Source organism: Gilliamella sp. B2772 (assembly GCF_026536985.1).
Classification (GTDB): domain Bacteria; phylum Pseudomonadota; class Gammaproteobacteria; order Enterobacterales; family Orbaceae; genus Gilliamella; species Gilliamella apicola_E.
In genome coordinates this window covers 1,078,370-1,103,216 of record NZ_JAFNNB010000001.1, presented here as the reverse complement: position 1 = coordinate 1,103,216, position 24,847 = coordinate 1,078,370, and the positions used below count along the sequence as shown (strand labels likewise).

The window sequence follows — 24,847 nt, the reverse complement described above, 5'->3', positions numbered from 1 at the left end:
AATGCCTGAATTACCAGAAGTAGAGACTAGTCGGCGTGGTATTTTACCTTATTTAAAAGGCCAAATTATCAAACAAGTTGTTGTTCGACAACCCAAGCTTCGTTGGCCTATTGATGTGGCTATTTCCGATGCTCAAGGCCAAATAATCATAGATATTAAAAGACGTGCTAAATATTTATTATTACAGTTGACGCAAAATTGGATTGTAATTCATTTAGGTATGTCTGGTAGCTTACGCATAGTAAAATCAAACCAAAAACCAGATAAACATGATCATGTTGATTTGGTATTAGAAAATGGTGTGACATTACGTTATACCGACCCAAGGCGTTTTGGGTCGTGGCTTTGGACTAATTCTATTGATGATCTTAAACAATTGAAGCATTTAGGATTAGAACCTCTAAGCGAGGAGTTTTCAGCAAACTATCTTTTCGAAAAAGCGACTAATCGAAATATTCCTATAAAAAGCTGGATTATGGACAACCATATTGTGGTTGGTGTTGGTAATATTTATGCTTCAGAATCATTGTTTATGGCAAAAATTAATCCGCACCGGAAAGTAAATAGTTTAACTTTAGAAGAATTTGAACGATTAGTCACATCAATTAAACAAGTGCTCACCAAATCTATAGAACAAGGTGGTACTACACTTAAAGACTTTGTTCAATCTGATGGTAAACCTGGTTATTTTGTACAAAAGCTCCAAGTATATGGTAGAGAAGGCGAAAAGTGTTTAATTTGTAAATCTGACATAAAGTCTCATCGAATAGGCCAACGCAATACGTTCTATTGCGAAAAATGCCAAAAATAGCAAATTTTAAAATTTATTCTTATTGATCATTCTTTAATATCTTTAGCCTGATTATATTTAATTTAAATAAAAATCTTTGGCGACTACTTTTAACTACACCCAAATCAGCATAGTATAGTAAATAAGCGACAGTAATTGCGAATATAAGAATAATAAATAATTTATATAGAAAAATCTTTTTTACTCAAATAGCTATGGACTTGTTACGCAATTTCGGCTATCTTTCACGCTGATATTTATATTTTGTAAAGAGTGATACCATTTAATAACATTTTGTTAATTGTTAAAAGGTTTTATCTTTTTGTATTTAAATACGGTTGTTATACTTATTTTAACTTAAATATATTTCTTTTTGATTAAGGAATTTAAGATGATCAAATTTGCTTCTCGCTTTTTGATAGCTTGTCTTGTTTTTTTATATACAATGATAGCTACTGCTGAAGTTAGAATTATAATCACTGATGGCGTAAGTTCTGCTAAACCAATTGCGGTCATACCATTTAAATGGACAGGTAGCGGTGAACCTCCACAAGTTGTGGATAATATTATTGCTTCTGATTTACGTAATAGTGGTAAATTTAATCCAATTGATGTAGCAGCAATGCCGCAAAAACCAACTACCGCTTCTGAAGTCAATCCTAGTGTTTGGAGCAATATTGGTATTTCTGCCGTTGTAGTCGGTACAATCCAACCTGATGCATCAGGAAAATATCTTATCACCTATCAATTAGTTGATACTGTTGAACGTCCTGGCGCGGTCTTAGTTGAAAATCAATTTCCTATTGAACAACGTTGGTTACGTTATGCAGCCCATACTGCAAGTGATGAAATCTTTGAAGCGTTAACTGGTATCAAGGGTGCTTTTAGAACACGTATTGCCTACGTCGTTAAAAATAGTAAGGGTCCTTACACACATGAATTACGTGTATCTGACTATGACGGATTTGATCAAGTCACCGTACACCGTTCAAAAGAACCATTAATGTCACCAACATGGTCACCTGATGGCAAAAAAATAGCCTATGTAACTTTTGAAAGTGGTCGTTCTGCATTAGTGTTAAAAACATTAGATAGTGGTGCAGTTGAAACTATTGCATCTTTTCCACAGCATAATGGTGCACCAGCATTTTCACCAGATGGTAGCAAATTAGCTTTTGCCTTATCAAAAGGTGGTAGCTTAAATTTATATATGATGAATTTAAGAAGTAAAAAAATCACTCAAATTACTTCTGGGCGTAGTAATGACACTGAACCTTCATGGATGCCTGATAATGAAACAATTGTCTATACTTCTGATCAGGCTGGGCGTCCTCAACTTTATTCAATTAACATTAATAGTGGAGCATCACAACGTATAACTTGGGATAATACCCAGAATCAAAATGCTCGCGTATCTCCAGATGGTAAATTTATTGCTGTAATTTCTACTAATAATGGTGAGCAACATATTACTCGATATGATCTAGAAACGAATACTTATCAACGATTAACTGATACGTTTTTAGATGAAACCCCGAGTATTGCTCCAAATGGCACTATGATTATCTACAGTTCATCGCAAGGTTTAGGTACCATTTTAAATCTTGTTTCAACTGATGGTAATTTTAAAGCAAGGTTACCAGCGACTGATGGACAAGTAAAATTCCCATCTTGGTCACCTTATTTATGAGGAACGACTAAATTTTAAGCAATATTATAATTATTAAAATTGTGTAAATGTTAAGGTCGTTATAATATATACTTCTAATCTTTCTAGTTGGTAACAGGTGTTACTTTGAAGTTGGTTAGAAGTATACAAAATATCAATAATAATTTATTTAAACACAAAGGAGTTAATTCAATGCAATTTTCTAAATTTCTTAAGGTAGCTGCAGTTGCTTTACCATTAATTGCTGTGACAGCATGTTCTTCAAACAGCAGCAGCAAAGCAGGTAACGGTTCTTTATCTAAAGAAGCTCTAGCTCAATTACAAAAATTACAACAAATCAATACAATTTATTTTGATTATGATAAATACAATGTTAAATCAGAATATTCAACATTATTAAATGCACATTCTATCTTCATGCGTGCAAATTCATTCTTAAATGTTGTTATTGAAGGTCATGCCGATGAACGTGGTACTCCAGAATACAATATCGCGTTAGGTGAACGTCGTGCAGGAGCAGTTAAATCTTACTTACAAAGTAATGGTGTTTCTGGTGAACAACTTTCAATCGTTTCTTATGGTAAAGAAAAACCAGCAGTATTAGGTCACAACGAAGCAGCTTATGCTAAAAACCGTCGTGCAGTAATTACTTACGCTGGATATTAATCCCATCTTAATGACGGCTGATTTATCAGCCGTTTTTTATGTTTAAGTTCACGTCGAGTTTATATAATATGTATAAAAAAATACTCACATTGTCCTTATTTTTATTATTTGCTGGATATGGTTGTGCTGCTGGTAGTTCTGATGTGGATAGAACAATACAAGCGCAAGGACAGTTGATAATTCAAAATCAACAAAAAATTAATGATCTACAATCAGATGTAGATACACTTCGTGGTCAATTGGAAGAAACTAAGCATCAACTTAATCAAACAATTGAACGCCAAAAAATGATATTACAGCAAATGACTAATGGGACAGGATTCTCATCAAATTCAAATGATGAAGCCCAAGGTGACAGTTCTGATTCAACATCAAGCACTGATGCTGGGGCATCGCCATCATCATCTTCAGGTTTATCTGGATGGTCTACTTCAGGTGATGATAAAGCGGATTATAATTACGTCATGCAATATATTAATGATGACAAACAGAGTGATGACGTAATTATAGCCTTTCAAAATTATCTAAAAGCCTACCCAAAGACAAGTTACCGTGCAAATGTAAATTATTGGCTTGGTCAACTTTGTTATAAAAAAGGAAAAAAAGATAATGCATCATTTTATTATGCAACAGTAGTAAAAGATTTTCCATCTTCTCCAAAAGCAGCAGATAGCCTTTATAAAGTGGGTTTAATTTTACTTGATAAAGGTGATAAAAAGAATGCCAAAACTGTATTTCAACAAGTCGTAAATAAATACCCTAAAGATAAAAAGACAGTTGATCTAGCAAATAAAAAAATAGCATCGTTATAATAAAATGTATAAATAACCAGCTATTGAATAAAAATAGCAATAAAAGGGTTGCACCGCCTTATAATTATAAGTATTATAGCAACCCGAAATTGCTTGAAGCGTTAAGTAATAAAGCAGAAAGTAATTCTATCAAAATGGGTTGTTAGCTCAGTCGGTAGAGCAGCGGACTTTTAATCCGTTTGTCGAGCGTTCGAATCGCTCACGACCCACCACTTCATCTTACATAATGAATTTATCTTCCACTAGACATACTAAACTTGTCGGTTGGTGATCTGATTAAAAATCTATTTTAATAAAATCCACTGTTAGTTATTAGAAGATAATTCAAAAAAAATCAAATAATCAAAATATTACCATATCATCCACTAATTAACTTAGAGACTTTCAAATCAAATTTATATTTTTATAAAAATATGATTTAAGGTTTATATTGAAAGCCGTCAAGATAGAAAAAAGTTGTAATCGCAAATAACAATCATTATCATTAATAACTGTTGTTTTAAAATTAATCAAACAATAGGAAAAATAATGAAATTAGTTAATCAATTAGTCTTCCCATGTACTCTGGGCTTATTTACTTTTATAGCTTACGCCCAAGATAAAGTTAATGATGATATTGAAACTATGAAGGTAGTCGCTAAGGATAATAATGATCAGCGCATAAAACTATCATCAACTGCAACTAAACAAACCTTTGAAATAAAGGATATTCCTCAAACCATTAATTCGATTAACCTTGAACAACAAAAAATTTATGGACAAACTGATCTCAGTGTCATTGTCAATAAATTACCCGGAGTCGATGCAACTTATGATATGCGAGATGAAGGTATCAAAATTAGAGGGTTTTCTGCTAGTTCCGGCGATATTTACCGAGATGGTGTCCGTGCTAGCGGACAAGTTAGACAAAGTACAGCTAATATAGAGCGAATTGAAATTTTAAAGGGACCTGCTTCGGTACTTTATGGTCGAGGTTCAGGTGGTGGAATCATAAATATGATCAGTAAGCAGGCAAATTTTGATTCACCGTCTACCTTGAGTTTACGAGGTGGATCTTGGGATAAATATGGTGGAATGATAGATGTTAACCATGTTTTAAGTGATGAACTTGCCGTACGAATGACTATAGATCACCAATCAGATAAAGGTTTTCGTAAAGGCATTAAACAACGAGATACAATGGTTTCGCCAAGCGTTTTGTATGATAATCTAAACGGATTTAATTGGTTAGTACAATATACAAATGATAAATTATGGCGTAAACCAGATAGGGCGCCGGCTTATTATGATTTACCAAGAGGTGTTTCAATCAAAACGGCCTATGCTCACCCAGATGATTATGTGAAAGATAATTTTAATTCGTTACGTTCGGTGATGGGATATGAATTTGATCATCATTGGTCTATTAAATTAACAAATATGTATCGTAAAGCTGACCAAAATTTCGATCATCTTTATGCTGGTAATTATTGTGATTGGAATGGGAAATTAAACAATGGTAAGCCGTGTAATTACAAAGGTAAATTAAAATTCCGTCGAGCTTGGCAAGAAACTTCGAACAAAACCTACAGTAATACCCTTGATTTAGCCGGTAAATTTAATACTGCAAGTATTGCCCATGATATGTTAATCGGAGTTGAATATAACATTGAAAAAAGGGAACCACGATTAGCTTTAGCTAGCCAATATCCTGAAGCTGTGGATCCTTATCATCCTCATTGGCGCTCTAAAAAGCCTCACTTCACAACATTGAATACCAAAACTAATCATAAAGCTACTTCTAGAGGGTTATATTGGCAGGATCTCATCAGCTTTACAGAACAATGGAAATTACTTGCAGGATTACGTTATGATAATTATGAATTTGCTTCAGATAACAAATTGAATCATCAAAATCGGTCATATGATGGTCACACTTTAAGTCCACGTATTGGTTTAATTTGGCAACCGATTGCGTCTCAAAGTTTTTATGCTTCGTATAGTAAAAACTTTGCACCTTATGGTGGTAGAGGTTTAATAACCATAGCTACAGATTCTAAAACTGTTTATGATGATAAGCCTCAGTATTCACGTCAGTATGAAATCGGTGTCAAAAGTGATTGGTTTAATGATAAGCTCTCTACTCAAATCGCACTCTATGATCTTGAACTTTATAATGTTAGGTATCAACCTGACTCGGTCAATGATCCTTATAATTGGCAAGTTAGAGGCAGTGATCGCAGTCAGGGAATAGAGTTGAGTGCTATTGGACAATTAAGTAAAAATTGGTATATCAATAGCGGTATTGGTTATCAACAAGCTAAAGTGCATAAAGATAAAAAAACACCAGCTAACCAAGGAAAATACCTATCTAATACAGCTAAACATAGTGGCTATCTAAGTGTTCGCTACCTTCCTCATGAAGATTGGTTCACGGAAGTGGGATTTGATTATAAAGGTTCAATGTATAATGATGATAAAAACCTCGTTAAACGCCCTGGATATGGAACATGGAATGCCGCAATCGGTTATCAAACACGATCTGTTGATCTAACCTTAGCATTAACCAATTTATTGGGTAAAAAATATTGGCGCTCAAGTAGTATGCCAGGCACTCCTCGCGCATTTTTATTAACTGCAAGTTATAAATTATAATATTCGATAAGTATTTTTAAGAGGGAATGGTATTCCCTCTTGTTGATTATTTTTAAACTTTCGCCGCTAATTCAATAATTTTCATCGTGACTTCGAATGATTTCAAGAATGATGATAATGGTAAAAACTCAAAATAAGAATGGAAGTTATGTGCGCCAGTAAAATAGTTTGGCGTGGTGAGTCCTCTTGCTGATAGTGCTGAACCATCTGTTCCTCCACGCATGGCGATAGTATTTGGTTTAATACCCAATAATTCAAATGATTGGTAAATCAAATCAATACAACGACGATCATCACCTAAATAATTAGCAATATTGCTATAGATATCAGTAATTTGACATTCAATTTTTGCTTTAGGATATTTACGACTGATAAAACTAACCACATCTTGAATGTAAGTTTTACGAGCTTCATATCGCGTTAAATCAAAATCACGAATGCTCATTTTTAATGTAGTTGTGCTTTGGTTACCAATAATATCATTAAACCAAAAATATCCTTCTTTACCTTCGGTATGTTCAGGTGTTTCAAAGCTATCAAAACAGTTAATAATATCATTCGCTATGCGAATTGGATTGATTAAGACATTTTTTGCTGACATAGGATGAGCAGATACACCCTCAATTTCAAACGTAACCGAGCCAGCATTGAATGTTTCATAAACGACTTCACCCAATTCACAGCAGTCAATGGTATAAGCAAAATCAGGTTTAAAACGTTGCAGATCCAGTTTTTTGGCGCCATTTAACCCAACTTCTTCATCTGGCACGAAAGCAACATAAATATCACCATGTAGGCAATTTTGCTGTTGCAACTGATCTAACATGGTCATGACAATTGCAATTGCTGCTTTATTATCAGCGCCTAGAACACTGGTACCATCTGTAACGAGCAGCTCTTCATTGAGATACTTCTTCAACTCTGGATGTTCTGCCACCTTAAACCAAATATCTTTGTCTTTATTTAATAAGATATCTTCACCAGTAAAAGTCACCCTTTGTGGATTAATCTTCTCTGACAGTGCGACATCTACAGTATCAAGATGCGCAACAAAGCCAATTTTTGGCGCATTAGGTTGGTTACCGGTTAATTTGGCTGTCACAATACTATGTTCATCAAGGTGAACATCTTGTAACTTCAAATCAATTAACTCTTGTTCAAGTTGTTTTGCTAATTTAGTTTGTCCTGGAGTAGAGGGCACAACTGCCGAGCCAGCTTTGCTTTGGCTTGGAATACTTACATAACGTAAAAATCGTTTAACTAATTGTTCGGTAATATTCATGATTAAAATCCTTATCTGCGATTAACTAGTTATTGGAGGATAGACATAACCACTATCAAAACCGATAGGAAGACCTAAAAACCAAAACAGTAATAAATTTATTGTCAAAGCAATTAAGAGAGCAGCCGTATATGGGATCATCATCGAACTCAGAGTACCCACACCAGTGTTTTTACAATACTGCTGACAATAAGCAATGATCAAAGGATAAAAAGCAAACATAGGCGTGCTAACATTAACTGCTGAACTGATACGATAAGCTGCTTGGGTTAATTCTGGCGAGATCCCCACAGACATAAGCATCGGAACAAAAATCGGCGCTAAAATAGCCCATTTGGAAGAGGCTGAAGTGATTAACACATTAAGCAGACTAGTTAGAATTATTACGCCAAAAATAGTAACAACTGATGGCAAATGTAATGCTTTTAAAAACTCAGCTCCGCCAATAGCAATTAAGGTACCAATTTGTGAGTTTGAAAATACATATAAAAATTGTGCACAAAAGAAAGCAAAAACAATAAATGGAATAAGTGACTTAGTGATATTTTCCATTGATTTGACGATATCTCGCGATGATTTAAATGCGCCAGTGATAAAGCCATGAATTAAGCCTGGTATTGCAAAAAATACAAATAACAACGGTACAATAATTTGCATGATTGGTGCTTTGTTACTCGTCATACTACCGTCGGGTGCGCGTAATAAAGAATCTTCTGGTAATAAAACCAATACTAAGCCGACAGCAATAATTAAGAAAACAGCTGATGCAATTTTAAATGCTTTATTTTCAATTGGTGAAATCTCAGGAGAATCAGCAATGTTATCTAATTGAATATCATTGTTTAAAGGCATCGTGGCATTTAAGCGAGGCTCAACAATCTTATCTGTAACAAACCAGCAGGCTATCAATACAAAGAAAGTACCACCAAAACTTAAAAAGTAATTACAAAGAACATTGACTTGATATGTTGGGTCAATAATTTGAGCGGCGCTTTGTGTAAAGCCTTGCATTATTGGATCAATAATTGAAGGGGTATAGCTTGAACTAAAACCTCCAGCTAATCCTGCAAATGCAGCAGCAATCCCCGCTAATGGGTGACGCCCTGTCGCATAGAACATCATTGCTGACACAGGCATTAAAATTACATAAGCAGAGTCTGACGCGATATGACAAACCATACTGACAAAAATAACTGATGGAGTAACCAGTTTTTTAGGTGTGATAGCTAATAACTTTTTGAGCAGAACATGAATATAGCCACTGCTTTCAGCAATACCAATACCCAATGTAGCTACAATGGTAATTCCAAGAGGTGGAAATGAGACAAAATTTGATACAAGTTTTGTAAAAAAGGTAACTAATTGGTTTGGTGCTAACATATTCACTACTGCCAGTTTTTCTTGCGTTACTGGATTAATATAATTAAAGCTGACAAAAGAAAGTAATAATGAAGCAACCAGACAAATTATTAATGCATAAAAGAAAAGAGTTGTAACATCAGGAATTTTGTTTCCAATTCGTTCTATTGTATTTAAAAATCCACCAGTTTTTAATGGTGACGTATTTTTTATTTGATTCATGAAAAAAAGTGTAAATATTATTCGGGAAAACAATGTAACATAGTTTAATAATGTAAGTAAACAATGCGTTGGCGCGATTTTAATGACTTAAAAAACCCCGTTCCTCAACTTTTTTTACATTATTTTTACTTATGGGATTTACTAATTTTGAATTTTCTTTAATGTGCATAATATTTAATATTTCGCTAGTATAGAATTCCTGTTAACGATGACATCTAAATTTATTGTTTTTAATCAAAGTTAACAATAATTATTGCTGCAAGATTGCATAAAACAAAAATAATGCTATATTGTCTGAATATTTAATCATAAAAAAAGAATAAATATTCAATCATCCTGATTGTGAGTAAGGCTCTAAAGGATATTATAATATAAGCAATGGGAGCTTAATTATGGTTTTCGATATTGATTTAATAAAAGATATTTATCAACATTACCTGCAAAAAATTGATCTTATTCGCCAGAAAATTGGAAAACCATTAACCTTGACGGAAAAAATCCTTTATGCCCATCTTGCTGAAGGTGAAGAGCTTAAAGCTTATAAAAGAGGGGAAGATTATGTAAATTTTTCCCCAGATCGTGTCGCTATGCAAGATGCAACGGCACAAATGGCACTATTACAATTAATGAATTCTGGTCGTAAACGAGTTGCAGTACCTTCAACAGTCCATTGTGATCACCTTATTCAAGCTTATAAAAATGCCCATGATGATCTCATCATTGCTGAAAGTAATAACCATGAAGTTTATCAATTTTTACGTGATGTTTCGAACAAATATGGCATCGGGTTTTGGAAGCCTGATGCAGGAATCATTCACCAAGTAGTGCTTGAAAATTATGCCTTTCCTGGTGGGATGATGATCGGTACCGATTCGCATACCCCTAATGCAGGTGGCCTATCCATGATTGCCATTGGTGTTGGTGGCGCTGATGCTGTTGACGTGATGGCGGGTATGCCGTGGGAACTAAAAATGCCAAAAATTATTGGTGTAAAGCTAATTGGAAAATTATCTGGCTGGTCATCACCAAAAGATGTCATTTTAAAACTAGCTGGTATTTTAACCGTTAAAGGTGGTACTAATTCAATTATTGAATATTTTGGAGAAGGTACTGAGTCGTTATCAGCTACTGGTAAAGCAACAATTTGTAATATGGGAGCTGAAGTCGGCGCAACAACCTCAATCTTCCCTTACAGTAAAAAATCTGCTGATTATCTTGCCATGACTGGTCGTCAAGAAGTAGTGGATTTAGCTAATACATTGGTAGATTGTTTCAATCCTGATAAAGAAATTTTAAAGCAACCTGAAAATTATTATGACCAAGTTATTGAAATTAATTTATCGACCTTAGAACCTTATGTGAATGGTCCATTCACACCTGACTTAGCTTATCCTATTTCAGAGCTTGCTTCTGCCGTTAAAGAACACAATTATCCAGACAATATGGAAGTTGGACTTATTGGATCATGTACTAATTCTTCTTATGAAGATATGATGCGCGCAGCTTCAGTTATTGATAGTGCTAATAAATTAGGCTTAAAAGTAAATGCAAAATTAATTATCAATCCTGGCTCAGAGCAAGTTAAATATACGTCTAAACGTGATGGCATTTTAAGTCGTTTTGAGCAAGCAGGTGCTGCTATTATGGCTAACGCATGTGGCCCTTGCATTGGGCAATGGCGTCGTGATGAAGTTGCCGATGAACACAAAAATTCGATTGTCACCTCGTTCAATCGTAATTTTGCTAAACGTAATGATGGTAGCCCAAACACTTATGCGTTTGTTTGTTCCCCAGAAATTGTAGTGGCATTATCAATTGCAGGTAAATTAAGCTTTAACCCACTTACTGACCATCTCATTAATGTTAAAGGTGAAAAAGTGAAACTTACTGAGCCACTCGGTGATGAGTTGCCAAAACAAGGATTTGCGGTTGATGATGCTGGATATATTGGGCCAATAGCTGATGGTAGTGCAGTTGAAGTTCGTATCGATCCTCATTCAGATCGACTACAACAGCTTTTACCTTTCACTCCTTGGGATGGCAAAGATATTATTTCGCAACCACTATTGATTAAAGCAACTGGTAAATGTACCACAGACCATATTTCAATGGCTGGAAAGTGGCTAAAATTTCGTGGTCATCTAGATAATATTTCAAATAATATGCTAATAGGTGCGGTTAATGCCTTTAATCAAAAAACGAACTGTGTGTTGGATGCTCAAACGGGAGATTATGTTGAAGTACCTGCATTAGCACGTAAATTAAAATCACAAGGAATCGGGTCAATAGTTGTTGCTGAAGAGAATTATGGTGAAGGTTCATCAAGAGAACATGCTGCAATGGAACCACGTTTTTTAAACGTTAAAGCCATTGTGGTTAAATCGTTTGCTCGTATTCATGAAACCAATCTAAAAAAACAAGGTATGCTTGCTTTAACCTTTGTCAATAAAGATGACTATGACAAAATTCGTGAAGATGATCAAATTAGCATTACTGGACTCAGTAATTTTGCTCCTGGAAAAAATCTAACATTAACCCTTCATCATCGTGATGGTAGTAAAGAGTCTTTCGTCGTTTCGCACACTTACAATCAAGCACAAATTGAATGGTTCAAGGCAGGTAGTGCATTGAATAAGTTAAAAGAAGAAGTTAAGTAAAATAAGAGGAATAGACAATATGAATCAGCAAGTTTCAATTGAAAATGGACAATTAGTTGTACCAAATCATCCAACGATTCCTTTTATTGAAGGTGATGGTGTGGGTAAAGAGATTTGGCACGCTGCTCGAGCTATTTTTGATAAAGCAGTTGAAAAAGCTTATCAAGGTAAGCGTAGCATTCAATGGAAAGAAGTACTTGCTGGTGAGAAGTCGTTTAATTTAAATGGATCATGGCTACCTGAAGAGACCATGAGTGCCTTCAAAAATTATCTTATCGGTATCAAAGGACCATTAATGACACCTGTTGGCGGAGGGATTCGCTCACTAAATGTTGCATTGCGACAAGAATTAGATCTTTATGTTTGTTTGCGCCCTGTCCGTTGGTTCAAAGGTGTTGAATCACCAATAAAGCATCCTGAAAAAGTAAACATGACCATTTTTCGTGAAAATACCGAAGATATATACGCCGGTATTGAATGGCAACAAGGTTCTGATGATGCTGAAAAGTTTTATCATTTTTTATCTGAACAAATGAAAGTAACTAAAGTTAGGTTCCCTAAAACCTCAGCTTTTGGAGTGAAACCTGTCTCAATTGAGGGATCTGAACGCCTAATACGCTCAGCAATCAAGTATGCATTACAACATAAATTACCGTCTGTGACCCTTGTTCATAAAGGTAATATTATGAAATTTACCGAAGGTGGATTTAAGCAATGGGGTTATGAACTTGCGGAAAGAGAATTTGCTGACGCAGTTTTCACCATGAATCAATATGCAAAAATTCAGAAGGCCCAAAGTAAAGCAGCAGCAGAACAAGCATTACAAACCGCTAAAGCAAACTCTAAATTAATTATTAAAGATGTTATTTGTGATGCATTTTTACAAAATACATTATTAAAACCTGAGGACTATTCTGTTGTTGCAACATTAAATCTCAATGGTGATTATGTATCGGATCAGCTGGCTGCCATGGTTGGTGGTATTGGTATTGCGCCAGGTGCTAATATTAATTATTTAACCGGACATGCTATATTTGAAGCAACACATGGTACCGCACCTGATATAGCAGGTCAAAATCAAGCCAATCCATCATCACTTATATTGTCAGGAGTGATGATGTTTGAATACTTAGGTTGGCATGAAGTAGGACAATTAATCACTAATGCGATGGAAAGTTTGTTTCAATTAGGTAAAGCAACAACTGATTTAGCACGCTTTATGCAAAATGGACAATCATTATCAACAACTCAATTTACTCAAGCAGTAATCGATAATTTATAATTCAAAGGGGATGGTTAATGAAAGAAAAGTTCTTGGTTTATAAATTATCGGAAACCATTAAAAATACTAGTAAAATTGAATCGCAGTTATTCGAACAATTTAATGTAAAACGTGGATTACGTAATACAGATCATACTGGTGTATTAGTTGGATTAACCAAAATTGGTGATGTATTAGGCTATGAACGCTTAGAAGATGGTTCACTAAAACCAATTGCCGGTAAATTATTATACCGAGGAATTGATATTGAAGAGCTGGTTCATAATGCTCAACAAGAGCGACGAACAGGGTTTGAAGAAACTATCTATTTATTATTATCTGGTTACTTACCCGATAAAGAAGAATTACGAGATTTTTCACGTTTACTCTGTGAGTCGATGGCGTTAGAAAAACAAACTAAGATTGCCATAATGGAACTTGAAGGCCATGATGTGATGAACATTTTGGCTAGAACTGTTCTTGAAATGTATACTTATGATCCTGAACCTGATGATACCTCACGTGATAATTTAATGCGTCAATCCATCGATTTAATTGCTAAATTCCCAGCAATTATTGCTTATGCTTACAATATGTTAAGTCATAGTGCTAAAGGTAAATCACTGCATATCCGTCATCCACACGAAGATTTTTCAATTGCAGAAAATTTTCTCTATATGATGAAAGGATCCGGTCGATACACAGAACTTGATGTAAGAGTACTTGATTTAGCCATGATTATTCATGCTGAACATGGTGGCGGGAATAATTCAACTTTTACCGTTCGCGTAACGAGTTCTACGGGTACCGATACTTACTCATCTATTGCTGCAGGTATAGGATCATTGAAAGGTCCATTGCATGGTGGGGCTAATTTGCAAGTAGGAAAAATGCTTAAACATCTTGCCGAAGAGATTAAAAATTGGACTGATGCAGATGAAATTGATGCATATCTACAACGTATTTTAGATAAAGAAGTATTTGATCGAAAAGGGTTAATTTATGGTATTGGTCATGCTGTTTATACTGTATCAGACCCAAGAGCCATGTTGCTAAAAGAGATGGCCCATAAACTTGCTCAAGAAAAAGGCCGAGAAAAAGAATTTAACTTTCTAAACTTACTTGAGGAACGTGCGATTCATGCAATAGTTAATCGTAAAAATGCCAGAACTAAAAAACAAGTCTGTGCTAATGTCGATTTTTATTCAGGTTTTGTTTATGACATGATTGGGTTACCAAAAGAAGTTTACACGCCATTATTTGCTATGTCGCGAATCGTTGGATGGTGTGCTCATCGCATTGAAGAACTTAATTTTGATGATCGTCGAATTATACGTCCTGCCTATAAAAACATTGGCGAACTTATGCCTTTTATTCCTTTGAAAGATCGTTGATACATATACCGTCAGTATCATTCTGACGGTGATACTAAAATGGCTGTTTATTAAAAAATCATGGTGATTTAGAACAATAGTTTGTAGACTATGCTTCATTAATCGTTTTTGACTATGTACTTGGTACATAAATCGTATATGAATCTTTTAAAATCTTTAGCTACAGTTAGCTCAATGACAATGGTTTCACGCGTTTTGGGGTTTGTTCGTGATGCTATTATTGCCCGTTTTTTTGGAGCGGGAATGGCTACGGATGCATTTTTTGTTGCTTTTAAACTGCCCAATTTACTTCGACGAATTTTTGCTGAAGGGGCTTTTTCCCAAGCTTTTGTACCGATTTTAGCTGAATATAAAAATCAGCAAGGCATTGAGGCTTCACGTACTTTTGTGGCTTATATCGCAGGTTTATTAACACTGGTATTAGCTATCGTTACTTTAATTGGTGTTGTAACTGCACCATTTATTATAATGATAACTGCACCAGGTTTTATGCAAGAATCATCAGATAAATTTGAACTTGCAACAATTATGCTACGAATTACTTTTCCTTATATCTTTTTTATCTCACTTGCATCATTAGTGGGCGCTATACTTAATACTTGGAATCGTTTTTCTGTACCTGCATTTGTGCCAACGTTGTTAAATATTAGCATGATTGCTTTTACCTTATTCTTAACCCCTTATTTTAATCCACCAGTGCTTGCGTTAGCTGTTTCTGTTGTGGTGGGGGGAATTTTACAATTGCTATATCAGCTACCTTATTTGAAAAAGATTGGTATGTTGGTTTTGCCTCGTATTAGTTTTAAAGATAGTGGTGTTTGGCGAGTGTTAAAGCAGATGGGTCCTGCTATCTTAGGTGTATCAGTCGGTCAAATATCGTTAATTATTAATACAATATTTGCATCATTTTTGATTTCAGGTTCTGTTTCATGGATGTATTATGCTGATAGATTAATGGAATTTCCTGCAGGTGTACTAGGTGTTGCATTAGGAACTATTTTGTTACCCTCTTTAGCCAAAAGTTTTGCCAAAGGTGACCACAAACAATATTCAGAGTTGTTAGATTGGGGGCTTCGCCTCTGCTTTTTATTAGCTTTGCCAAGTACTGTGGCATTAGGTGTTATTTCTAAACCATTAATATCAACTCTTTTCGAGTATGGGCAATTTACCTTAAATGATACTTTGATGACTCAACGCGCATTAGTCGCTTATTCAATTGGTTTGCTTGGATTAATTTTGATTAAAGTATTAGCCCCCGCATTTTATTCCAGACAAGATATTAAAACACCGGTGAAAATTGCAATAATAACCCTTATTTTAACGCAATTGATGAATCTGGCTTTTATTGGACCTTTACAACATGCAGGCCTTTCATTATCAATTGGACTTGCAGCATGTTTTAATGCTGGTTTATTGTTTTGGCAACTTCGTAAGAAGAAACTCTACCAACCACAACCAGGTTGGTATCGATTTTTAATCAAGGTTATTATTGCTGTTTTATTGATGTCAGTAGCGTTGTGGTTTGGAGCTCAGTTATTACCCGATTGGTCTACAGGCTCAATGCTAACAAGAGTTGGATATTTATTCCTGCTAGTTATTGTTGGTATTTGTATCTATTTTGGCTCGTTGGTTTTGATGGGCTTTAAAATAAAACATTTTATTAAAAGAATTGAATAAGTTGTGGTTTTGATAATAAGGAAGTTAAATGCAAAAAGTATCTTTTTTTAAATTGCCGTTAACAGGATGTTTAGTTTATTTTTTATTTAGCATATTTTTGAATATATCTTTTTTATATTGGCAACAAAATGCTTCAATTCCAAATAATTTGTTTTGGTATTTACTTTTTGATTCAAATTTTTTATTTCGATTTATTTTTGAAAAGAGTTTTATAGAAGCATTATGGGTTTTTGGTCTTTTAGCGATATTTTTTTATTCTTTCCGTATTCACATTGTTAATAAAGCTAATATAACTTTGCTAATTATTTTAATGTTGATTTATTCAATTGTTGCATCTTTCATTGCAATTAATACAGACGTTAAACCCCAAAATTATTACCTTTATTCAATATTATATAGTTTAGCATTTGCTATTATTCGTTATTCACTTGAAGCCTTGCTTTTGTATTATTTAATTGATTTTTATAGAGTTTGTTTTGTTAAAGATCAAAATGAATTTATTTGGACTAAAAAAAATTCCTCTAAAATTCACTTTATTCTTTTCTCTATTTTTAGTTGCTTTATATTGATTAAAGGTTTTATCCTTCTTTTTCAACCTCTTTTAGATAAATTTTATGTTTCTAATTTTTTAATTGCTATTTATCTGAGTGCGTTATTATTTGGTCTTGTATTGAGCAAGCGATGTTTTCACATTTTTTCTAATAAAGTTCTATATGTAAAACTTTTCAAAAGTGTATCAATATCAAATATTTTAATTTTAGCTGTTGTTTATATTACCTTTACCATCATTAATAACAATCCAACCAAATACTATATTGATTCGTTTGTGACAATATTTAACCATATTAATAAATTATTTTTAATATTATTGGTTATTTTATTGATTTGTCTAATTCTTAATAAAATAACTAAATATTATTTCGGTATGACAAATTTTAAAAAGAGTCAAAACGAATCGAATTAATTATTTAATTTAGTTTTCAAAAAATCACAGATTTCAATTTGTGATTTTAATTGTCTTATTTCAGGAAGTAATACCGATGCTTCTGGATAATGCTGTTTTAAATAAGCTAACCATTGTTTAATTCGAGCAGAATGATAAAGTGGCTTTACATCGTCAATAGCCGTCATCGCATAACTAAGTAGTATTTTTATGACTTCTTGCCAGATTAATGATGAATGTTTATAGCGAATTTTATTAGCTAAATTAGGAATATTTAGTATCCCACGGCCAAGCATGATGTCATTTGTTTGGCTATGTTTTATGCAGTTGTAGGCATCTTCAATAGAAAAAATTTCGCCATTAGCAATAACTGGAATGGTTAGTTTTTGTTTTATCTTTCCAATTGTTGACCAATCAATTTTATCAGCTTTATATCCATCTATTTTTGTTCTACCATGAATGACAATTTCATTTGCTCCTGCATTTTCAATTGTTTTTGCAATTTCGTAACAGCGGGATTTATCTTCCCATCCTAATCGAATTTTAACTGATAATACGGGATTAGAACCTATTGCTGTTCTAACTTGATTCACAATGTTATATATTTGATTCGGATATTGTAATAAATAAGCACCGCCATGGTTGCCTACTACTGTTTTAGCCGGACAGCCAAAATTAATATCTACACCATAAGAGCCTAACTCGATAGCTTTAACGGCATTTTCTGCTATCCATTCAGGTGATTGTCCCAGTAGCTGGATACGTACAGGCGTTCCTGATAATGTTTTGCCATCATTATGAAGTTCTGGGCATAGTCGGTAGAAAGTTCGATTAGATAATTTATGGTTGGTCACTCTTACAAATTCAGTTACACAATAATCAAACTTATTAATTTCAGTTAATATTTCTCGAACATGATAATCAAGCACTCCCTCCATTGGTGCTAAAATAATTCGATTTATTTGCATTTTATGACCTGTGTAGTATTTTGATTTCCACAAATAATACAATTACTTTGTTTAGCAAATGTAACTTGGTTGAACTCCATTGTCATGCCATCAACCATCAATACTCTCCCAACTAGAGGTTTCCCATACTTGGTAAGTACTTTGATGGACTCTATTGCTTGAATTGAACCAAACATACCGACTAATGGCGCCATTACACCTGCTTCGATACAAGTAAGTTGATTTTGACCAAATAAATGACTTAAGCAATGATAACACGGTTGATCTTCTTCATAATTAAATACAGTCAGTAAGCCTTCCATTCGAATTGCAGCGCCTGAAACTAAAGGTTTTTTTTCTTGAAAACAGCAACGATTAATTTGTTCACGACTGGTTAAATTATCAGTGCAATCAATGACGATATCATGATGTTTGATTACTGTAATTAATTCACTATCAACCAGCTTCTGATTAATGGTGTCAATAATCATGTTTGGATTGATTTGAGTTAATTTTTGCTTGGCTATATCAACCTTATATTGATTTATGGATTTTGGCGTGTATAAAATTTGTCGATTCAAATTTGATTCGGATATGGTATCAAAATCAATTAAAGTCACTTTGCCTATGCCAGATGCAGCTAAATAGAGGGATGCAGCACAACCTAACCCGCCTAATCCAATAATTAAAACTGAGCTGTTTTTTAAAACTTGCTGCTTATCAATATCAAAACCATGCAAAGCTATTTGCCTGTCATAACGAAACAATTCTTGGTCGGTAAGCGTTAACATATGAAGTTATAAAGGTTGATGATGAAGTGGATAGTATAAACTTGGCACAAGATTGTGCCAAGTTTTTAACTTTATTTGTCAAAACCAGATAGGAATTTTAAATATTCTTCCTTAGAAATTAACGGTTTGTAATTCGCCATTAATGTTTCGGCTGGTTTCGCATCATCATAGAGCAAGTCAATAATGGTACAAGCCATCATTTGAGCAGGTCGAATATAGGCCATATCTTCATCAAATACGGTATAGTCTTTTCCATGTAAAATACCTCTAACCGAACCAATCCAAGGGTGACTTACTGGCATAATATGTGATAGGTCGCCAGTATCTGTACTTCCAGTCATATGTGGTGCGATTGAAACGTTTTCTTCACCAATTAAATTTTCAGCATTTTGCTTTAAAAGGTCATTAAGTGTTGGGTTATTATGTAATGGTAGGTAGCCTGGTAAATCTTTAATTTCACAAGATGCACCTACAGCCATTGCACCAGCTTTTAATGCTTGATTGATTCTTTCATTAGCATCAATCATTGCAGGAACATTACCTGCTCGTACATAGCTTTCCATTCTTACATCGCTTGGTACAACATTCACTAAGTCACCACCTTGGGTAATAATTGGATGGAAGCGAATATAATCTTTTTCTTGAAAGGTTTCGCGAATAGCATGAACACCCATCATCCCCATCATAGCTGCATTTAAAGCATTTACGCCAGCATGAGGGGCTGCTGCCGCATGAGCAGCCTCTCCCTTATACTTAATTAATTTTCCGATAAAACCATTACTTGTGGTTGAGATTTCAATAAAACCATCCTGACGTTCATTTGGGACGCTTGTTAAATGTATTTGTAATGCCATATCAACATCATCAAAATCACCTCGTGAAATCAATTCTGGTTTTCCGCCAATGTATTTGATTTTGCCTTCTTCAATTAATCGGTTTCGATAGGTAATTTCAACATATTCTTCTGCAGGGACAGCAAATGGTACCACATCACCGGCTAAAAATTGCATTGCACCTGAGTCAATTAGCCCCATAGTGACAGCCATCATATTAGCGATTTGTGCATTATGGCCACAACAGTGAGCCGCTCCTGAAGTTTCGTCTGCGGCAGGGTGGTCAGCACAAATAATTGCATCGAGCTCGCCAATAATGGCAATGCTATATTTACTTCCTTTCCCACCTTTTAATCGACCTTTAACACCAGTTAAGGCTAATTTATTTTTAAATGGGACACCTAATTTCTCTAAAGCGTCTTCTACTTTTTTAGCAGTTTTATGTTCTTTGTAACCAAGTTCTGGCTCTGACCAAATTGCTTCAGCAATCGACTTGATATCTGCTTTTCGATTTGCAATTGCATCGCAGACTTTTTTCTTTAGTTCTTCTTTAGTCATAAATAAAATCCTTATCCAAATTAGATAACGCCTTCCCAATGTAAAGTAATTTGAGCAATTAGGGCAGCAAAAATAAACGTACCAGAAAAAACAGCTAAAGATACGGGAATGATACGCCAAGATATATTTTTAAATAGCGCAAGATCTTTACCAATCGCTAGTCCCGCATAAGCAAGTACTGGTGTACAAACAGCAAGTAATGAGACTTGATCTGTAATTGCAACCACTTCTTGATGATATGGGAATATCGGTGCTGATACAATAGCAGCAACAACGGATACCCATAGAATTACAGGAAGTTTATTTAAAACAGGTAATTTACTTATTAATAATCCTGCAATAGATATGACAACTAACACAGCTAATGCTTGAAGCGATAGCATAAAATCAATTTTATATCCTACAGTGTTACCTGCTGCCATGATAACGGCTACTAAAATAAGTACAAAAATTGTTTCTAAAATTTTCATATTCGATTCCTTATTTATTGCGACGAAGGCGAGCTAAAGTGTTATACATTAAAGAAGCGAAAGGCAAAGAAAATAGTGTATAAATATATATGCCTACAATACCAGACATTAAGTTCGCTGTTGTTGCATAAGCATTGATATTTTCTGATAAGTCAGGATATAAATCACTTATCGGTGCCAATGAAGCAGCCATCATGCTCCCACTACCTACTCCAGCTCCCATTGCTAAAGCATAAGGGTGAAGAATATTCAATTGTGCTATTATGCTTGCAAGGATACTCATCCAAATTGCACCATAAAGAGTCCCACATACATACATAGCCATAACACCTCGTCCTTCAGGTGAATCTAGCCCATATTTATCTGCAACAATAGCTATATTAGGTTCGCGAGCAACAGAGTAGGTTGCACCAACTGCCTCTCTTTTCATACCTAATAACATAGCTAATGGTAATCCTAGTAAAATTGTTCCTGCGAAATGGCCTAATTCTTGAAAAATTAGGGCTAACTTGGCATCGTTTAAAATCATGTCAATTTTAGGACCTACAGCCACACCAAGCTTTGCAATAAGTAATATTAATGTAACCATCATCACTAAACTGGCATGCTGCATATTTTTATTAGTTAATATTTTTAGCTTTGGTAGGCTGATTACACCGCCGAAGATCATTGCATATAACATTGGATAAACGGCGATAATCCATATTGATTGTTTACAGATCAGTTCGCAAATAATTACTACTAACAGTGCAATTATATGCAATTTATAGTCTCGTAAAACTTCCATTCCTGCTCCTTATTTTAATTTTTATCTATATTTTATATTACGGTTGCCCCTAAAGTGTTTTGAAAGTGTTTTAAAGCCCATTGATGACCGATTGGATCAAAGCTAGCAACTGCATTTTGATGAATAATCAATTTGTAGCCTAAATTATAGGCATCAATCGCTGAGTGTAATATGCAAATATCTGTGCAGACACCAACTAAATGGATTTCAGTAATATGCCTTTCGCGTAAGCGTAGATCGAGATCCGTACCACAAAATGCCGAGTAGTGTCGTTTATTCATCCAATAAATATTATCTGAATTTTGATGTTTTTGATAAAGAGTATGTAAATTACCAAATAACTGTTGCCCAAAAGTTCCAATAATATTGTGAGGGGGAAAGAGTTTATTTTCTGGATGATATTTATCTGAAGGGTTATGAGAATCAATTGCAAAAACGATAAATTGATTATTTTGGATGAATGATTTAGTTAAATTTAATATTTCTGACTCAATTTGTTGCCCAGCAGAACCTGTAGTCAAAGCGCCATCGTCAGCGATGAAATCATTAGTATAGTCAATTGAAATTAAAGCTTTCATATCATATGAGTAATATCCAAATAATACTAAAGCTTAGTAATAAATATCTGATAAGACAAGCTCTTAAATAAATCATTTTAAAAGCTTATCAAGATAAAACGATTTTATATTTATTATCTAATTGAATTTAAAATAGTTTGTAAAAAAATGTATAAAGTAAAATTATTATAATAAATCGAGTATAAATAAATTAAATAGTGATTATTTTCAAACATAGTCTTTATACCCTGATAAATTGCTCTATAATAATTATTATTTTTGACAACTGTACACAGGATATTTTTAATGAGAACAATTTATTGCGGACAGCTAAACGCAAGTTATATTAATCAAGAAGTCACACTATGTGGATGGGTCAATAAACGCCGAGATTTAGGTGGGATGATTTTTATTGATATGCGTGATCGTGAAGGAATTGTGCAAGTTTTTTTTGATCCTGATTATCAACAAGCATATCAATTAGCTGGCGAATTACGTAATGAATTTTGTATTCAAATTAAAGGAAAAGTAAGAGCACGACCAGAGGGCCAAATTAATAAAGATATGGTAACTGGTGAGGTTGAAATACTAGCGACTGAGCTTGTGATTTTTAATCGTAGTGATGTTTTACCGCTTGATTTCAACCAAAATAATAGTGAAGAACAGCGTTTAAAATACCGCTATATAGATTTACGCCGTCCAGAAATGGCGACTATATTTAAAACTCGCGCAAAAATTACGGCATTTGTCCGTTCATTTATGAATGAGCATGGTTTTTTAGATATCGAAACACCAATGTTAACCAAAGCAACACCAGAAGGTGCTCGAGATTATCTTGTTCCAAGTCGAGTTCATAATGGTGAGTTTTATGCGCTTCCTCAATCTCCACAACTGTTTAAACAGTTACTGATGATGTCTGGATTTGATCGTTATTATCAAATTGTTAAATGTTTTCGTGATGAAGATTTACGAGCCGATCGCCAACCAGAATTTACACAAATAGATGTTGAAACCTCATTTATGACAGCTGAACAAGTGCGCGAAATCATGGAAAAAATGATACGTGAACTTTGGTTGCATGTTAAAAATATTGATTTAGGCAAATTCCCAATTATGACTTTTGCTGAGGCAATGCGTCGTTATGGGAGTGATAAACCTGATTTACGTAATCCGCTTGAAATTATTGATGTGGCGGATTTGGTTAAAGATATCGATTTTAAAGTATTTTCAACACCAGCAAATGATCCTAAAGGAAGAGTGGCTTTATTATGCGTTCCAAATGGAGCCCAACTAACACGTAAACAATTAGATGATTATACGCAATTTATTTCAGTTTATGGTGCTAAAGGTATGGCTTGGATCAAAGTTAATGATCGTAGTAAAGGCCTTGAAGGTGTGCAAAGCCCAGTAGCTAAATTTTTTAATGAACCTCAAATGGAAGCATTACTTAATCGTGCCAATGCTAAAGATGGTGATATTTTATTATTTGGTGCGGATAGTTATAAAGTAGTGAGTGATGCATTAGGTGCATTGCGTTTGAAAGTTGGTAAAGATTTAGGTATTACCGATGAGAGTAAGTGGGCGGTACTTTGGGTTGTTGATTTTCCTATGTTTGAGGAAACTGACGAAGGCTTAAGTGCAATGCATCATCCATTTACATCACCAAAAGATTTTACCCCAGAGCAATTAATAAGCAATCCTGAAAATGCAGTAGCTAATGCATATGATATGGTAATCAATGGTTATGAAGTTGGCGGTGGTTCTGTACGTATTCATCGCAGTGAAATGCAGCAGGCTGTCTTTTCTATTTTAGGAATTGATGAACATGATCAGCGTGAAAAGTTTGGATTTTTACTTGATGCATTAAAATATGGTACGCCACCTCATGCGGGTTTAGCATTTGGCCTAGATAGATTAACTATGCTGTTAACTGGAACAGATAATATTCGAGATGTTATTGCCTTCCCGAAAACGACTGCAGCAACATGTTTATTAACTGATGCGCCTAGTCCTGCAAATCCTACAGCTTTAATGGAATTAGGTATAGAAGTGAGCAAAAAATAGCGATATTTATATGCAAAAATATAAGAACCCTGAGTCAGTATTAGTCGTTATTTATTGTAAACGGACTTTGCGTGTTCTTATGTTGCAACGTAAGGATGATCCTAATTTTTGGCAATCAGTTACAGGTAGTATGGAAGATAATGAATTACCTAGAGATACGGCAATTCGTGAAGTTTTTGAAGAAACTGGTATAGATATTAGCGGAGAAAATCTTAAATTAATTGATGCAAAACATACGGTTGAGTTTGAAATTTTTCCTCAGTTTAGATATCGGTACGCACCAGAAGTAAAGATAAATAAAGAACATTGGTTTTATTTAGCTCTTAATGATGAAATAACGCCATTGCTTACTGAACATTTATCTTATCAATGGTTAACTATAAATAGTGCAGCCAATCTTACTATATCGCCAAATAATTGTGAGGCTATTAGTAAAATTGGTTCAATTGATAAAAATTAATACAAGAGATCCAA

20 protein-coding genes and 1 tRNA gene are annotated in these 24,847 nt (G+C 34.3%); 13 read left to right on the top strand and 8 right to left on the bottom strand.

Annotated features, from left to right (window positions below; all coding sequences use genetic code 11):
• The first annotated feature begins 1 nt into the window (after nt 1).
• The 6 genes from mutM (at nt 2) to J3T98_RS05100 (ending at nt 6,571) form a co-directional block, all read left to right on the top strand.
• A complete protein-coding gene (mutM, locus tag J3T98_RS05125) occupies nt 2-811 on the top strand; it encodes a bifunctional DNA-formamidopyrimidine glycosylase/DNA-(apurinic or apyrimidinic site) lyase (RefSeq protein ID WP_267362300.1) in 810 nt (269 codons plus the stop codon).
• Between the two features lie 373 nt (nt 812-1,184).
• A complete protein-coding gene (tolB, locus tag J3T98_RS05120; RefSeq protein WP_370632630.1) occupies nt 1,185-2,480 on the top strand; it encodes a Tol-Pal system beta propeller repeat protein TolB in 1,296 nt (431 codons plus the stop codon).
• A 171-nt stretch (nt 2,481-2,651) separates the two neighbouring features.
• Entirely contained in the window at nt 2,652-3,125 is a 474-nt protein-coding gene (gene pal / locus J3T98_RS05115) for a peptidoglycan-associated lipoprotein Pal (protein WP_220225234.1), read from the top strand.
• A gap of 68 nt (nt 3,126-3,193) precedes the next feature.
• Nucleotides 3,194-3,937, top strand: coding sequence for a tol-pal system protein YbgF (ybgF, locus tag J3T98_RS05110; RefSeq protein WP_267332249.1), 744 nt, complete (start codon nt 3,194-3,196; stop codon nt 3,935-3,937).
• Nucleotides 3,938-4,073: 136 nt separating this feature from the next.
• Nucleotides 4,074-4,149: transfer RNA gene (locus J3T98_RS05105), tRNA-Lys, on the top strand.
• A gap of 316 nt (nt 4,150-4,465) precedes the next feature.
• Nucleotides 4,466-6,571, top strand: a complete 2,106-nt coding sequence (locus J3T98_RS05100) for a TonB-dependent receptor (RefSeq protein WP_220225232.1) — start codon at nt 4,466-4,468, stop codon at nt 6,569-6,571.
• A gap of 52 nt (nt 6,572-6,623) precedes the next feature.
• On the opposite strand, the gene pepT is transcribed toward J3T98_RS05100, so the two are convergent.
• The gene (gene pepT, locus J3T98_RS05095; protein ID WP_267362298.1) at nt 6,624-7,853 is read right to left on the bottom strand and encodes a peptidase T; all 1,230 of its coding nucleotides are present in this window, start codon (nt 7,851-7,853) and stop codon (nt 6,624-6,626) included.
• 21 nt (nt 7,854-7,874) lie between these two features.
• Nucleotides 7,875-9,434 carry an AbgT family transporter gene (locus tag J3T98_RS05090; protein ID WP_065735161.1) on the bottom strand — a complete coding sequence of 520 codons (1,560 nt, stop codon included), beginning with the start codon at nt 9,432-9,434 and terminating at the stop codon, nt 7,875-7,877.
• 392 nt (nt 9,435-9,826) lie between these two features.
• Between J3T98_RS05090 and J3T98_RS05085 the strand changes: the two genes are divergently transcribed.
• The 5 genes from J3T98_RS05085 to J3T98_RS05065 all read left to right on the top strand — a co-directional run bounded on the left by J3T98_RS05085 (nt 9,827) and on the right by J3T98_RS05065 (nt 17,387).
• Nucleotides 9,827-12,091: an aconitate hydratase gene (locus J3T98_RS05085; RefSeq protein WP_267362296.1), complete on the top strand. Its 2,265-nt coding sequence runs from the start codon at nt 9,827-9,829 to the stop codon at nt 12,089-12,091.
• Between the two features lie 19 nt (nt 12,092-12,110).
• Nucleotides 12,111-13,373 (top strand): NADP-dependent isocitrate dehydrogenase, encoded by a 1,263-nt coding sequence (gene icd / locus J3T98_RS05080; protein WP_267342973.1) that lies wholly within the window; start codon nt 12,111-12,113, stop codon nt 13,371-13,373.
• 17 nt (nt 13,374-13,390) lie between these two features.
• Nucleotides 13,391-14,746 (top strand): citrate/2-methylcitrate synthase, encoded by a 1,356-nt coding sequence (locus J3T98_RS05075; RefSeq protein ID WP_267362295.1) that lies wholly within the window; start codon nt 13,391-13,393, stop codon nt 14,744-14,746.
• 138 nt (nt 14,747-14,884) lie between these two features.
• The gene (gene murJ / locus J3T98_RS05070; RefSeq protein ID WP_267357389.1) at nt 14,885-16,423 is read left to right on the top strand and encodes a murein biosynthesis integral membrane protein MurJ; all 1,539 of its coding nucleotides are present in this window, start codon (nt 14,885-14,887) and stop codon (nt 16,421-16,423) included.
• 28 nt (nt 16,424-16,451) lie between these two features.
• Nucleotides 16,452-17,387: a hypothetical protein gene (locus J3T98_RS05065; protein ID WP_267362294.1), complete on the top strand. Its 936-nt coding sequence runs from the start codon at nt 16,452-16,454 to the stop codon at nt 17,385-17,387.
• Here the strand turns inward: J3T98_RS05065 and dusC are convergent.
• The 6 genes from dusC to J3T98_RS05035 all read right to left on the bottom strand — a co-directional run bounded on the left by dusC (nt 17,384) and on the right by J3T98_RS05035 (nt 22,330).
• On the bottom strand, nt 17,384-18,334 hold the full coding sequence (dusC, locus tag J3T98_RS05060; protein WP_267362293.1) for a tRNA dihydrouridine(16) synthase DusC: 951 nt from the start codon (nt 18,332-18,334) through the stop codon (nt 17,384-17,386). The two genes, J3T98_RS05065 and dusC, sit on opposite strands and share 4 nt — an antisense overlap.
• The gene (locus J3T98_RS05055) at nt 18,325-19,104 is read right to left on the bottom strand and encodes a molybdopterin-synthase adenylyltransferase MoeB (protein ID WP_267362292.1); all 780 of its coding nucleotides are present in this window, start codon (nt 19,102-19,104) and stop codon (nt 18,325-18,327) included. Before J3T98_RS05055 ends, dusC begins: the two co-directional genes overlap by 10 nt.
• 71 nt (nt 19,105-19,175) lie before the next feature.
• Nucleotides 19,176-20,495, bottom strand: a complete 1,320-nt coding sequence (locus tag J3T98_RS05050; protein WP_267362291.1) for an amidohydrolase — start codon at nt 20,493-20,495, stop codon at nt 19,176-19,178.
• A 20-nt stretch (nt 20,496-20,515) separates the two neighbouring features.
• Entirely contained in the window at nt 20,516-20,965 is a 450-nt protein-coding gene (locus J3T98_RS05045; protein ID WP_065562434.1) for a hypothetical protein, read from the bottom strand.
• Nucleotides 20,966-20,975: 10 nt separating this feature from the next.
• A complete protein-coding gene (locus J3T98_RS05040) occupies nt 20,976-21,752 on the bottom strand; it encodes a DUF3100 domain-containing protein (protein ID WP_267362289.1) in 777 nt (258 codons plus the stop codon).
• Nucleotides 21,753-21,784: 32 nt separating this feature from the next.
• Nucleotides 21,785-22,330 (bottom strand): cysteine hydrolase family protein, encoded by a 546-nt coding sequence (locus J3T98_RS05035; protein WP_267362288.1) that lies wholly within the window; start codon nt 22,328-22,330, stop codon nt 21,785-21,787.
• A 285-nt stretch (nt 22,331-22,615) separates the two neighbouring features.
• On the opposite strand from J3T98_RS05035, the gene aspS reads away from it, so the two are divergent.
• Together aspS and nudB are read left to right on the top strand one after the other, a co-directional pair.
• Entirely contained in the window at nt 22,616-24,373 is a 1,758-nt protein-coding gene (gene aspS, locus J3T98_RS05030) for an aspartate--tRNA ligase (protein WP_267329997.1), read from the top strand.
• A 10-nt stretch (nt 24,374-24,383) separates the two neighbouring features.
• Nucleotides 24,384-24,833: a dihydroneopterin triphosphate diphosphatase gene (gene nudB, locus J3T98_RS05025; RefSeq protein ID WP_065562430.1), complete on the top strand. Its 450-nt coding sequence runs from the start codon at nt 24,384-24,386 to the stop codon at nt 24,831-24,833.
• The last annotated feature ends 14 nt before the right edge of the window (nt 24,834-24,847 follow it).